The organism is Nocardia cyriacigeorgica, assembly GCF_005863245.1.
Classification (GTDB): domain Bacteria; phylum Actinomycetota; class Actinomycetes; order Mycobacteriales; family Mycobacteriaceae; genus Nocardia; species Nocardia cyriacigeorgica_C.
Genome location: NZ_VBUT01000008.1, coordinates 303,666 through 319,073, shown reverse-complemented (window position 1 = coordinate 319,073; position 15,408 = coordinate 303,666). Strand labels below are relative to the sequence as shown.

At 71.0% G+C, this 15,408-nt stretch carries 1 protein-coding gene (cut by a window edge); it reads right to left on the bottom strand.

Annotated features, from left to right (window positions below; translation table 11 throughout):
* Positions 1–15,408, bottom strand: the 5' portion of a protein-coding gene (locus FEK34_RS30930; protein WP_249359473.1) for a non-ribosomal peptide synthase/polyketide synthase. It extends 4,335 nt beyond the left edge of the window; the window shows 15,408 of its 19,743 coding nt (coding positions 1–15,408); the start codon lies at positions 15,406–15,408; its stop codon lies beyond the left edge, outside the window.

Sequence of the window (15,408 nt, the reverse complement as noted above, 5' to 3'; positions counted from 1 at the left end):
CTCGCCGACCGGCAGTTCCGGCCGAGCGGCGACCGCGGCCAGGATGCGATGCAGCTGGCCGAGAATGCGTTCGGCGGTGCCGGATTCGAACAGGTCGGTGGCGTAACCGAGGGTCAGCTCCATGCCGGCCGCGGCGCCGTCGGTGGTGTACCGATCGATCGCGAACAGATGCAGGTCGAATTGTGCTGTACCGCTGTCGAACTCGATCTCGCTGACGGCGAGCCCGGGCAACCACAGTTCGCCGCGCTCATGGTTCTGGAACGAATAGCCCACCTGGAACAGCGGATGCCGCGCGGTGGAACGGCGCGGATTCAGCACCTCGACCAGCCGCTCGAACGGCACATCGGCCTGCGAGAGGGCGGCCAGATCGGCCTCGCGGGCGCGGGTGAGCAGCGCGTCGAACGGTTCGGCGCCGTCGACGGCGGTGCGCAGCACCAGCGTATTGACGAACATGCCGATGACGTCGTCGAGCTCGGCCGCACCACGACCGGCGACCGGCGTGCCGACCGCGATATCGCCGGTGCCCGACAGCCGAGCCAGCAAGGCGGCGAAGGCCGCGTGCACCACCATGAACAGCGTGGCGCCGTTGCGGCGGCCGAGGGCCGACAGCGCCGCGTGCAGCTCCGGGTCCACGGTGCGGGCGATCTTCGCGCCGCGCAGGCTCTGCTTGGCCGGGCGCGGACGGTCGGTGGGCAGGGTCAGCTGATCGGGCAACCCGGCCAGACTGTCCTTCCAGAAGGCGAGCTGCCTGGCCGCGATCGACTGCGGGTCGTCCTCGGCGCCGAGCAGCCGGTGCTGCCACAGCGCGTAATCGGCGTACTGCACCGCGGGCGGATTCCAGCACGGCGCGCACTCCTGGAGCCGCGCCGCATAGGCCGCCATCAGGTCACGCACGAACGGAGTGATCGAGGAACCATCGGCGGCGATGTGATGCAGCACGGCGGCGAAGACGAACTCCGTGTCGCTCAATCGCAGTAGCCGCATCCGCACCGGGATCTCGGCGGTGATGTCGAAGGTGGTCTCGGCCAGCTCACGGATCCGCGCGGGCAGCTCGGCCGCGGTCACCGGCTCCGGCTCGACCGACGGAATCGCCTCGGCCGCAGGCACGATCAGCTGTTCGGCGGTGCCGTCGACCTCCGGGTACCGGGTGCGCAGCGATTCGTGCCTGCCGATCACATCGCCGACGGCGGCGCGCAGCGCGGCGACGTCGAGGTCGCCGGTCAGCCGCAATGCCAGTGGAATGTTGTAGGCGGTCGAGGCGCGGTCGAAGCGGTTGAGGAACCACATGCGCTGCTGCGCCGGGGACAGTGGCAGCCGCGCCGGACGCGCACCCGCGATGAGCGGCGGGCGACTCGGCTCGGTCTCATCGGCGCCTGCCAGCGCGGCCAGTTCGGTGACCCGCGGATGCTCGAACAGCGCACGCACCCCGACCGTGCGGCCGAACGCCGCCCCGATCCGCGCCGCCGCCTTCGCCGCCAGCAGCGAACTGCCGCCCAGCTCGAAGAAATCGTCGTCGGCGCCGACGCGATGTCCGGCGCCCGTGCCGAGCCCGAGCACCTCGGCGAACACCCCGGCCACGATCTCCTCGGCCGGACTCGACGGCTTGCGATAGGCCGTGCCCTCGAACACCGGCGCGGGCAGGGCCGCCCGATCCAGCTTCCCGTTGACCGTCAACGGAATCCGCTCCACCCGCACGATCGCCGCGGGCACCATGTGCTCCGGCAGCCTGCGAGCCAGCCCCTGCCGCAGCGCGACGAGATCCACCGCCCCCGGCGCCACCAGGTACGCGACGATCCGCGCCTCATCGGCCAGATCGGTGCGCACCACGACCGCCGCCTCCCGGACCACCGCCCGGTCGGCCTGCGCCATGCGCGCGGCGGAACGATCCACGCCATTACCCGGATCGCCCGCCACACGGTCAACCGGCGATTCCCCATCAACCCCGGCGCCACCGGCCTGCTGCGCCGCCTCGTCCAGCCGCGCGTCGTCGACCGGCACCGGCGCCTCGTCCCGCGAGGTCATGCCGTCCGGCACCGCGGCCGTATCCGGCACTGCTCCCCCGTACGGCAGCGTCACCTCGCCCAGCCGCGACACCTGGTCCAAGCGCGCCGCCTCGTCCAGCGGGGCCGCGTAGTCCAGCCGAGCGCCGTCGCCCAGCGCCACTCCATCCAGCCGCGCCGCCTCGTCCAGCAGCGCTGCCTCGATCTCGCCGAGTTCGATCCGGAACCCGCGCAGGTTGACCTGCTGGTCGGCGCGGCCGAGGTATTCCAGTTCACCGTCGGCGGTCCAGCGGGCGAGGTCGCCGGAGCGGTAGGCCAGGGAGCCGTCGTCGGCGTAGGGGTCGGCGACGAAACGGGCGGCGGTGAGGGCCGGCCTGCCGAGGTAGCCGCGCGCCAATTGACCGCCGGAGACATAGATTTCGCCGGGCACGCCCACCGGCACCGGACGCAGCCGGTCGTCGAGCACCCGCACCGCGAGACCCGGCAGCGCACCACCGATGACGCTGGCCGAGCCGGTGCCGGCCTCGATCGGCCGGTAGGACACGTGCACCGTGGTCTCGGTGATGCCGTACATGTTCACCAGTCGCGGGGTGCGGTGATAGCGCGCGAACCAGCCGGTCAGCCGCTGCGGTTCCAGCGCTTCACCACCGAAGATCACATAGCGCAGCGCGAGGTCGTCGCGGGCGGGTTCGGCCAGGTCGGCGGCAGCGAGCTGATAGAACGCCGACGGGGTCTGATTCAGCACCGTCACGCCTTCGGCGGCCAGCAGGTCGCGGAACTGCTGCGGCGAGCGCGAGGTGTAGTAGTCGACGACGACGAGCGTGCCGCCGTGCAGCAGCGCACCCCACAGCTCCCACACCGAGAAGTCGAAGGCATAGGAGTGGAACAGCGTCCACACATCCGAGGGTCCGAACTCGTAGTGGCGCTGGGTGTTGTCGAGCAGGCGCAGCACATTGCGGTGCGGGACGACGACGCCCTTGGGCCGTCCGGTGGAGCCGGAGGTGTAGATGACGTAGGCGGTCGCCGCCGGGTCGAGCGGTGCGCGACGGTCGGCGTCGCTGATCGGCGCGCAATAGCCCTGATCGGCATTGTCCGGATCGGCGGGATCGGTGAGGGCGACGTCGATGACGGGCCCGCCGAACCAGCCGCGCGCGAGTTCGGTCGCCGCGCTGGTGATCGCGCACACCGGCCGGGCGTCGTCGAGGACGTATTCGATGCGGTCGGCCGGATAGGCCGGGTCGATCGGCAGATAACCGCCGCCGGCCTTGACCACGGCCAGCAGCGCCACCACCAGCTCCGCCGAGCGCGGCAGCGCCACCGCGACCAGCGTTTCCGGGCCGACTCCGGCAGCGATGAGCCGCCGCGCCAGCCGGTTCGACCAGTCGTCGAGTTCGGCGTAGGTCAGGGTGCGGTGCTCGGCGCGCACCGCGACGGCCGCCGGGTCGAGGGCCGCGGCGCGGGCGAACCGCTCGGCGAGTGTGCCGTCGGCCGCGCGATCGTCGCCGGTGACCGGCCATTCGTAGAGCGCACGATGCTGTTCCTCGGCGGAGAGCACCTGGATATCGCCGACCACCACGGTCGCGTCGGCGGCGACGGCCGCAAGCACCTGGGTGAAGCGGCGGCCGAGCACCGCGACTGTGTCGGCGTCGAACAGGTCTGTGGCATAGGTGATGTCGATGTCCATGCCGTCGGCACGGCCGTCCGGGTCGGATTCGCGGACGGTGAACTGGAGATCGAATTTCGCTGCCCCGGCGTCGAATTCGAGTGGACGCACCGCCAGCTCGGGCAGTTCCAGTGCGGGCAGCGTGAAGTTCTGGAACGTCAGCGCCACCTGGAACAGCGGGTGGCGGTTGCGCGCGCGGGTCGGCGCGACCACATCGACCAGCTGATCGAAGGGCACCTCGGCATGCGACAGCGCGTCCAGATCGGCGGCCCGCACCTGGTCGAGCAGGGTCTCGAAGCGCTGCCTGGTATCGACGTGGGTGCGCAGGACGAGCGTGTTGACGAACATGCCGACCAGCCCGTCCAGCTCGGCCGCACCCCGTCCGGCGACCGGAGTACCGATGGGGATATCGGCACTGCCGGACAGCCGCGAGAGCAACACCGCCAGCGCCGCGTGCACGGTGCCGAACAGCGTGGTCTCGCGTTTGCGGGCGAGTTCGCGCAGCTCGCTGTGCAGTTCGGCGTCGATGTGCAGCCGGAAGGTCTCGCCACGATGGCTGGTGACGGCGGGACGCGGCCGGTCGGTGGGCAGTTCCAGCTGCTCGGGTAGACCGTCGAGCGTGCGGCGCCAGTGCTCGACCGCGCTGCGATGCCCCGCGGACTCGGCGCGGTCGTGTTGCCAGAGCGCGTAGTCGGCGTACTGCACCGGTAGCTCGTCCCATTCGGGGGCGCGCCCGTCGCGGCGAGCGGTGTAGGCCGTCATCAGGTCGCGGGCCAGCGGGCCGAGCGAGAAACCGTCGGCACTGATGTGGTGCAAAACCAGAGCCAGCACGTGGTCGGTGGGTTCGATGACGAACAAGGCCGCGCGCAGCGGAGTTTCGGTGGTCAGATCGAAGGGTTCGGCGGCCAGGTCGGTGAGGCGCCCGGGTAGTTCGCCTGCGGTGACAGCCTCGGTGCGCAGGACCAAGCCGGTACCTGCGGTGGGGTCGGTGGCGGTTGCAGCGGCGGCCTCGGTGGTGGTGGCGCGGGCAGGCAGGATGCGCTGCTCAGGTCCGTCGGGGCCGTCCGGGTAGATCGTGCGCAGCGTTTCGTGACGCTCGACCAGGTCCGCGAGGGCAGCGGCCAGGGCATCGCGGTCCAGGCTGCCGGTCAGCCGCAACGCCACCGGGATGTTGTCGACCGCGTCTCCGACGCCCGTGTCCTCGCTGAGGAATCGGTTGAGGAACCACATGCGCTGCTGCGCCGGCGACAACGGAATCCGCGCCGGGCGCTCCCGGCGCACCAGCGGGTGCGCGGTCCGGGTGCCGCGCCGGGCCTGGGCGCGGGCGGCGAACGCGGCGACGGTGGGTGCGTCGAACAGCTCCCGCACCCCGAGCTCGGCGTCCAACGCGGCCGCCACCCGGGCGACGACCTGCGTCGCGTTCAGCGAGTTGCCGCCGCGGGCGAAGAAATCGTCATCGAGACCGACCCGCTCGATTCCGAGCACCGCGGCGAAGGTTTCGGCCACGAGCTGTTCGGCGGCGGTGCTCGGCGCCCGGAACACGGCAACCTCGTGGACGGGTGCAGGCAGGGCTTTGCGATCCAACTTGCCGGAGGCATTGACCGGGAACGCATCGAGCACCACGAAGGCAGAAGGACGCATATAGGACGGAAGCCGCTCGGCCAGTGCATCTTTGACTGCGGCGAGGTCGATATCGCATCCCGGTTCCGCGAGCAGGTAGCCGACCAGCTGTTCGCCGGCGGCGGAGTCGTCGCGCAGCAGGACCGCCGAGCGGGCAACACCCCCGAGATCGTCCAGCGCGGCTTCGATCTCACCGAGCTCGATCCGCAGACCACGCAGCTTCACCTGGAAATCGGTGCGCCCCAGGTACTCCAGTTCGCCGTCCGCATTCCATGCCACCAGGTCGCCGGTGCGGTACATCCGCTCACCAGCCCCGAAGGGGTTGGCGACGAAACGATCCGCCGTGAGATCCGGGCGCCCGACGTAGCCGCGCGCCAGCTGCGCACCGGCCAGATACAGCTCACCCGCGACGCCTGCCGGGACCGGATGCAACCGCGCATCCAGCACATACACCTGCGTGTTGAACACCGGCGCGCCGATCGGCACCGACACGGTGTCGGCCTCGGTCACCTCGTGGAAGGTGACGTCGACCGCGGCCTCCGTCGGCCCGTACAGGTTGTGCAGTGCCGCGCCGGTCAGTTCGCGCAGTCGGTGTGCGGGCCCGGCGGGCAGCGCCTCACCGGAGGCGAACACCATCCGCAGCGACGCACCACGGCCGGGCACCGCGAGCGCAGGCGAGCTGACGAACGCGGCCAGCATGGACGGCACGAAATGCGCCACGGTGATGGCCTCGGCGTCGATGACCTCGGCCAGGTACCCCGGATCACGGTGGCCGTCGGGTTCGGCCAGCACCAGCCGGGCACCGATCTGCAAGGGCCAGAACAACTCCCACACCGAGACATCGAAGGTGGCGGGCGTCTTCTGCAAGACCCGGTCGGTGGAATCCAGCCGATAGGCCGACTGCATCCACACCAGCCGGTTGACGATCGCCGCGTGCGTCACGGCCACACCCTTGGGCCTGCCGGTCGAGCCCGAGGTGAAGATCACGTACGCCGTATGCGCGGCGGTGAGCGCGCCGAGGCGGTCGGCGTCGGTCAGCGGCGCGTCGGAGTAGTCGGAGGTGTCGAACTGGTCGACGTCGAGCACCGCCCACAGCCGCGCGTCGTCGCCATCGGAAACCGGCAGGTCAAGGCCGTCGGTGGAGCGGGTCAGCACACACACCGGCCGCGCGGTCCGCAGCACATGCCCGATCCGCTCGGCCGGATGCTCCGGATCCACCGGCACATACGCACCACCCGCGGTGATCACCGCATACATCGCGACCACCTGGTCCAGCGAGCGCGGCATCGCCACCGCCACCCTGCTGTCGGGCCGCACCCCGATCGACACCAGCAGCCGGGCCAGCCGATTCACCCGGCCGGCGAACTCGGAGTAGCTGAGGGTCGCGAAGCTCCGCGGTGAGGGGCCGTGGTCGGTCGCCACCGGACCGCGATCCGGCGAGCGGCGGGCGGAGCGCGGCAAATCAGCTGGCAGCGCAACGCGGTCCAGTGAGCGGTGGCCGTCGTGCGAGCCAGCGGCCGGCTCTGCGTAGCCATCCGACGAGCTCTCGCCATGCGACCGATCTGCCGACGCCGCGGAGCGTTCCCGCGAGCCGAGGTGACCAGGCGACCGATCAGCCGACACCGCCGAGCCCTCCGACGAGCCGAGATGACCAGGCAACCGATCAGCCGACACCGCCGAGCCATCCCGCGAGCCGAGGTGACCGTGCGACGCATCAGCCGACACGACAGCGCGATCCGACGAGCGGTCGGCGACATACGACAGCTCGGCCGACACCGCACTACTCGATGAGCGGAGGTGGTCGCGCGACGACGATCCACCGTGCGAGCCGCCCACGGGATATGCGAGCGCAACCGCGTCCGGGGTGCGCGCGGCCTGCGCCTCGAACAGCGTCACGAGCGTCTCCCCCGCAGGCACCGAAGCCGCGGTGGCGTTCCAGGTATCGAGTACCCGGGCGCGCTCGGCGGGGCTCATCACGTCGAGATCACCCACCGGGCGCTGCGGGTCGGCGAGCGCCGCGCCGAACAGCAACCGCAGCCGGTCGGCGAAGGCGGCGACGGTGCCGGCGTCGAACAGGTCGGTCGCGTATTCGAAGACCGCGTCCAGCCCGGCCGGGTCCGCACCGTCGACGGTTTCGGTGATCGTCAGGTGCAGATCGAATTTGGCTGTCCCGCTGTCGATATCGAGTCGGATGGCCGTTACGCCCGCCAGTTCCAGGCTGGTGGTCGCGGTGTTCTGCACATCGAGCATCACCTGGAACAGCGGATGCCTGGCCGCCGAACGCGGCGGGTTCACCACCTCGACCAGCCGCTCGAACGGCACGTCGGCGTGGGCGAAGGCCCGCAGATCGGCGTCGCGAACGGTCTCGAGCAGTTCGGCGAAGCTGCGATCGGAACGCACCTGCGACCGAAGCACCAGCGTGTTGACGAACATGCCGACCAGCTCGTCCAACGCCTGATCCCCGCGACCGGCGATCGGGGTGCCGAGGGCGATATCGGCGCGGCCGGTCAAGCGCGACAGCAGGGCCGCGAAGGCGGCGTGCACGACCATGAACAGCGAGGCGTTCGAGCGGCGCGCCAGCTCCCGGATGCCGCGGTGCGTGGCGGCGTCGATGGTGAACGCGTGCCGTGCGCCGCGACCGGAGGCGACCGCCGGGCGGGGCCGGTCGGCAGGAAGATCCAGCACATCGGGCAGCTGCGCCAGCTCGGCCGACCAGAACCGGACCTGCTCGGCCAGCAGCGAATCCGGGTCGTCCTCGGCGCCGAGCACCTCACGCTGCCAGAGCGTGTAATCGGCGTACTGCACCGGCAGCGGCGCCCAGTCCGGGTCGCTCGCGCCGCACCGGGCGGCGTAGGCGCGCATGAGGTCGCGGGTGAGCGGGGCGATCGACCAGCCGTCGGCGCTGATGTGATGGATCGACACGACCAGGACGTGGTCGTCGGCGGCCAGGCGCAGCAGGGTGAGGCGCACCGGCGGTTCACGGTCGACCCGGAACGGGGTGGCGGCTTCGGCGCGGATCCGCTCGTCGAGCCGGTCGGGAGTGATCTCGTCGGACCGCAGGTGGGCGACCGACCCGGCGGGCAGTACCCGCTGGCAGGCGACGCCGTTGACCGCTGGGTAGGCGGTGCGCAGCGATTCGTGCCGCTCGACGACGTCCGTCACGGCCGCGCGCAGCGCATCCGCATCGAGCGATCCCGTCAACCGGACGGCGGCGGTGAGGTTGTCGGCCACCGAGTCGGCGTCGAACTGGTTGAGGAACCACATACGCTGCTGCGCGTACGACAGCGGCACCGTCTCGGGCCGCTCCCGCGCGATCAGTGCGGGCCGGGACCGTCCGTCGCCCTCGCCCAGCCGGGCGGCGAGCGCGCCGACCGTCGGGCACTCGAACAGCATCCGCACCGGCACATCGGTATCGAGCAGGGCGGCGATGCGGGCGGAAACCTGGGTGGCGACCAGCGAGTTCCCGCCCAGGGCGAAGAAGTCGTCGTCCAGGCCGACCTGCTCGACGCCGAGCGTCTGCGCGAAGATCTCGGCCACCGTGTGCTCGGCCCGGGTGACGGGCGCGCGGAAGGTCGCGGCGGCCAGTTCCGGATCGGGCAGCGCCTTGCGGTCGAGCTTGCCGGAGCTGGTCAGCGGCATGGCGTCCAGGCGGACGTAGACGCCGGGCACCATGTACGAGGGCAGCACCTCGCGCAGCCGGGAATCGAGCGTTGTCGCCGGGTCCGCGTCGCCGCTGGTCACCACATACGCCACCAGCAGCTCACCGGCGGTGTGCCGGTACACCCGCACGGCAGCCGCGCGCACCTCGGGACACGCGCTCAACGCCGCCTCGATCTCGCCGAGCTCGATGCGCTGGCCACGCAACTTGACCTGGAAGTCGCTGCGGCCCAGGTATTCCAGCTCGCCCGCCCGGTTGCGCCGCACCAGGTCGCCGGTGCGGTACATGCGCGCACCCGCGGGGCCGTACGGATTGGCGACGAAGCGGGCCGCGCTCAGATCGGCACGCCCGTGGTAGCCGCGCGCCACCTGCACACCGGACAGATACAGCTCGCCCACCACGGTGTCGGGCACCGGCCGCAGCCGCGCGTCGAGCACCAGCACTTGACTGCCCGCCACCGGACGCCCGATCGGCACGGCACCGTCAACCTGCGGCGATACCGGTGCGTGGGTGGCGTGGACGGTGAATTCCGTTGGCCCGTAGAGGTTGTGCAGGTCGGCGGAACCCACCGCGGCGAACGCGGCGGCTGCCGCACCGGTCATGGCCTCACCGGCCACCAGCACCGTGCGCAGCGAGACCAGCGCTTCGGCGGGCGCGGTCTCGGCGAAGACCGTCAGCATCGACGGCACGAAGGACGTCATGGTCACCCGATGCGCCGCGATGGTGTCGGCCAGATAGCGGGCGTCGCGGTGCCCGCCGGGTTCGGCGACGACCAGCCGGGCACCCACCGCCGTCGGCGCGAACAGCTCCCACACCGAGACGTCGAAGGTGGCGGGCGTCTTGAACAGGATCACATCGTCGGCGGTGATGTCGTATTCCGCGGTGATCCAATCGATCTGGTTGATCACCGACGTGTGTTGCACGGCCACGCCCTTGGGACGTCCGGTGGAGCCGGAGGTGAAGATGACGTAGGCGGTGTGCGCCGACCGCAGCGGCGCGAGCCGCTCCGCATCGGTGACCGGCGCGGTCGGGTACTCCGTGAGCTCGTCGTCGACGGTCAGCACGGGAACATCTGTGGCGGTCCAGGGGTCGCATGAGCTGACCAGCACGCACACCGGATGTGCCGTCTCCAGCACCTGCCCGATGCGCGCGGCAGGCTGCTCGGGATCGAGCGGCACATACCCGCCGCCGGCGGTGAGCACGGCGTACGCGGCGGTCACGAAGTCGGCCGAGCGTGGCATACCCAGCGCAACAAGTCTTTCCGGGCCGACACCGGCGGCGATGAGGCGGCGCGCCAGCCGGTTGACGCGTGCGGCGAGTTCGGCGTAGGTCAGCTGCCGGTCGCCGTCGATGACGGCGACGGCATCCGGCATGTGCTCGGCATGATGCGCGAACGCGTCGAGCACGGTGGACTCGCCCACCGTGTCAGGAATCTGGTTGTGCGCGGACCAGACCGGCGCGCCGCAGGTATGAGCGGTGATCGCAGTGGCGAGGTCGGCGTCGATATCCGAGATGGCGCAGGCGGTCTCGCCCGGGCCGGCAGCCGCGGCAGCCGCTGCGTCGACCGATGCTGCGTCGGCTGATGCGGCGTCGACCGATGCGGCGTCGACCGATGCTGCCTCGTCGGGTGCGGCGTCGAGCCGTGCGGCGACGGCAGCTGCGCCGATGGAGGCGGCAGCGGGCGCGTCGACAGCCTCTGGCGGGTAGCGGAATTCGGCGCGGTGGCCGCCGACACTGCCGGTCGCGGCTGTGTGGCCCTCGGGAACAGCGGGTTTCGGCGACCGCTCGACCCGCACTCGACCCAGCCCGGCGATCGCGCGCCGCTGCGGAAGGTCTGCCGTCGCGTCGCCCGCAGCGAGCACGCGGCGTTGTTCGGTAGCGTCCAGCAGTGGAATATCCGCTACTGCGCGGCCGGTTTCTGCGACGATTCCCCGCAGCACGCGCAGCAGCAGGCGCGCGTAGTCCGCGATGGTTTCCGCGTCGAAAAGATCGGTAGCGTAGGTGAATTCGGCGGGCACCCCGGTCGGCGCCGGACCTTCCCTGAGTCCGGCCCCGCCGAGGCGATCGGTGACCGTGAGTTGCAGATCGAACTTGGTCACGCCGGTGTCCAGGGTACTTGTCCGCGCCGCGATACCGGGGAGTTCGAAGCTGATGTCGCCCGTGTTGTCGAAGGAGAACAGCACCTGGAACAGTGGGTGGCGGGCTTGCGACCGGGCCGGGTTGATGGCTTCGACGAGCTGCTCGAACGGCAGGTCGGCGTGTGCGAAGGCCGCCAGGTCGGCCGCTTTGACCTGGGCGAACAGGCGTTCGACGGTGCCGGTGGGGTCGATGACGACGCGCAGCGGCAGGGTGTTGACGAACATGCCGATCAGGTCGTCGAGGGCGCGGTCACCACGGCCCGCGACGGGAGTGCCGATCACGATGTCGTCGGCACCGCCGAGCCGCGACAGCAGCGCCGCGAACCCGGCGTGCAGCACCATGAACGTCGATACCTGGTGCGTGCGCGCGATTTCGGTGAGCGCGGTGTACAGCTCGGCGGGGATCTCGAACCGGTGGGTGGCGCCGCGCGCGGAGGCGACGGCCGGGCGCGGCCGATCGGCAGGGAGCTCGATCAGGTCGGGGGCACCGGCCAGCGTGGTGGTCCAGAAGTCCAGCTGACGTCCCAGCGGTGCGGCCGGGTCGGCGGCCGAGCCGAGCAGCTCGCGCTGCCACATGCTGTAGTCGGCGTACTGCACCGTCAAAGGCGGCATTGCCGGTGCGGCGCCTTCGCTGCGGGCGGTGTAGGCGCCCATCACGTCGCGCGCCAGGACCCGCAGCGAGAGCCCGTCCGCGGCGACGTGGTGCACGACGACGGCCAGGGCGACGCTGTCGTCGTCCACCTCGAAAATGCGCGCGCGGAACGGTATCTCGCGCTCGAGATCGAAACCCTCCGACGCGAACGCCGCCAGCTCACGGTCCAGATCGGCCGCCGCGATCGTCTCGACCGCCACCTCGAATTGTGCCGGTTCCAGCACCACCTGGTGGGCGGCCGACCCGGCGGCGTCCACCCCGGGCGGTGTCGCCGGGAAGACCGTGCGCAGCACCTCGTGCCGTTCGACCAGGTCGCCCAGCGCGGCACCGAGCGCGGACAGGTCCACAGCGCCGCGCAGCCGCACCACGAACGGCATGTTGTAGCCCGCGCTCGCGCCCTCGAACCGGTTGAGGAACCAGATCCGCTGCTGCGCGGGCGAGAGCGGCACATACTCCGGCCGCGGCCGCGCGTACAGCGGCGCGAGCGCACCGGACTCGGCACGCTGCTCGATCAGCTCGGCCAGCCCCGCCACCGTGGACGCCGCGAACAGTTCGCGCACCCCGAGCCGGCAGCCGAGGTCGGCGCCGAGCCGGGCCGCCACCTGGGTGGCGATGAGACTGTTGCCGCCGAGGGCGAAGAAGTCGTCGTCGCGGCCGATCCGCTGCTGTCCGAGCAGCTCGGTGAACACCCCGGCCACCGCCTGCTCCACAGGCGTCGCGGGCGCGGAGTACTCCGCGGTGCCGCGTTGCGGTGCGGGTAGTGCGGCCCGGTCCAATTTGCCGGAGGCATTGACCGGCAGCGCGTCCAGCACCACGTACGCGGCGGGCACCATATAGCCGGGCAGCGCCCGCGCGGCGGCGGCCCGCAGCTGCTCCGGGGTCACCGTGTCCGGTTCGGCCTCCACAACGTAGGCCACCAGCTGTTCGCCGACGCCGTGGTCATTGCGCACCACGACCACCGCCCGCACCACCGAGTCCACCGTGGCGAGCACGGCCTCGATCTCGCCCGGCTCGATCCGCAGCCCGCGCAGCTTGACCTGGAAATCGGTGCGACCGAGATATTCCAGTTCACCGTTGGTCGTCCAGCGCACCACATCACCGGTGCGGTACATCCGCTGCCCTGGGTCCGCGGCGAACGGGTCGGCGACGAACCTGCCCGCCGTCAAGCCGGGCGCGCCGGCATATCCCCGGGCGAGCTGTACCCCCGACAGATACAGCTCACCCGGCGCCCCGACCGGTACCGGACGCAACCGCGAATCCAGCGCGTAGACCCGGGTGTTGAACACCGGGGCGCCGATCGGCACCGAAACGGTATCGGCGTCGGTCACCTCGTGGAAGGTGACGTCCACCGCCGCTTCGGTCGGACCGTACAGGTTGTGCAGCCGGGCGCCGGTCAGCACCCGTAGCCGCTGGGCGAGCGAGGCGGGTAGCGCCTCGCCGGAAGCGAACACCGTGCGCAGCGAGGTCACGGCACTCATGTCCTGATGCGCCAGGAAGACCTCGAGCATCGACGGCACGAAATGTGCGGTGGTGACGTGGTATTCGGCGATCACCGCGCGCAGGTAGGCGGGGTCGCGGTGCCCGTCCGGCTGGGCCAGCACCAGCGTCGCGCCGATCTGCAACGGCCAGAAGAATTCCCAGACCGATACATCGAAGGTGGCCGGAGTCTTCTGCAACACCACATCGGCAGGGGCGAGCCGGTAGGCGCTCTGCATCCACACCAGCCGATTCACGATGGCCGCATGCGAGACCACCACGCCCTTGGGTTTACCGGTAGAGCCGGAGGTGAAGATCACGTAAGCCGGATGGTCCGGGCGCAGCGCGGTACGGCGTTCCCGGTCCCAGACGGGGCCCGCGGGGACGTCGGCGTCCAGCCCGTCCAGTTCGAGCACCGGCACCGCTGCGTCGGCCAGATCCGGCCGGTCCCCCGCGGTGAGCACACAGGCCGGACGCGCGGTCGCGACGATATGCGCGGTGCGGTCGGCCGGATGGTCCGGATCCAGCGGCACATAGGCGGCGCCCGCGGCGATCACCGCGTACATGGCGACCACCAGGTCCGGTGAGCGCCGGATATGCAGCCCCACCAGCGACTCCGGCCCCACCCCGCGCGCGATCAGCGCCCTGGCCAGCCGATTCGCCCATTCGGCGAGCTGCGCGTAGGTCAGGTCGGGGGTGCCGGCGAAGCGCAGGGCGACCGCGTCCGGGGTGCGCGCCACCTGCGCCTCGAACATCGACACCAGCGTGGCGCGCGGGTCCACCGGATGGTCGGTGGCGTTCCAGATCTTGGTGCTGACCTCCAGCTCCAGCTCGGTGGCGACCTCCACCGCGGCCAGCGCGACGTCCAGGTCGGTGGCGAGCAGCCGGTCCAGGTAGCCGATGAAGCGGGCGTGGTGGCGGGCGATGTCGTCGGCGTCGTACAGGTTGGGGTTGGCCTCGAAGTCGACGTGCACCCGGTCGCGTTCGCCGTAGTAGACGTTGAGGCTCAGATCCTCCACCGGACCGGTGGACAGCACGCGGTACTGGCCGGCCGCCGTGCCGAGGGTGAGGTCGCTGCGGAACAGCATGATGTTGGCCAGCGGGCCGAACAGGGCGCGCCGGGCCGGGAGCCCGTCGTGCTCGGCGTCGCGGCGGATGTCCTCGGCCCGGTAGCGCTGATGCCGCAGCGCGCCCGCGACCTCCACCCGCGTGGCGTGCAGCAGCTCGCCCCAGCTGCCGCCGGTGGACAGCCGCAAGGGCACGATGTTGGACAGCATGCCGGCCGAACGGCGCATCACCGCGGTGGTGCGGGCGGTCACCGGCAGGCTGAGCACGGCGTCGTCACGGTCGGTGAGCCGGCCGAGATAGGCGGCGAAGGCGGCCAGCAGCACCACCGCCGGCGTCGAATCCTGGCTCGCGGCCAGGGTGTTCAACCGCTCGGTGAGCGCCTCGGGCAACGGCCGTCCGGCGATGAGGTTGGACGCGGCGCGCGGCGCGGTCCGGCCGTCGAGGCTGGTCGGTGCATCCAGTCCGGCCACCCGCTCGGCCCAGTGCGTGCGATCGGTGCCGAAGCGGGAGCTGTCGCGGTAGGCGTGCTCACCCTCGACCAGCGTCGCCAGGGAGGCCGGCGAAACCGGCTCCGGCTCGCGTCCGAGCATCCGCGCGGTGTAGCGCTCGGCCACCCGCATGGTGTTGGTCAGCGCGCCGAACCCGTCGAGGATGATGTGATGCGCGCGTAGATACCAGAAATGGCGGTCGTCCTCGACCCGCAGCAGCGCGCCCGCGAAGAGCTGATCGTGCAGCAGATCCACCGGCGTACTGGATTCGGCCCGCATCCATTCGTTCGCCGCGGCAATGGGATCGGGGTGTGAGCGGAAGTCGATCAGCGGAATATCGACCGAGGCCTCCGAATCGACCCACTGATACGGCACCCCGTCGGATTCGCCGATCCGGACGAGCACCGATTCGTACTCGCGCGCCGCCTCGATCGAAACCTCTTGCAACAGTTCGGCATCCACCGCACCACGCACGTCGACGTACTGCGCCACATTGATCGGCACCTGCGGATCGAGCAGCTGTGCGTACCAGACCCCCAGCTGCGCGGGTGCGAGCGGGAAGCGGGCCGGCGCGGATGTTCGCGCCTCGGTATGCAGCGTTTCCTGCTTCCGCGCGCTGGGTCCACCCAACTCCGTACCGTGCAC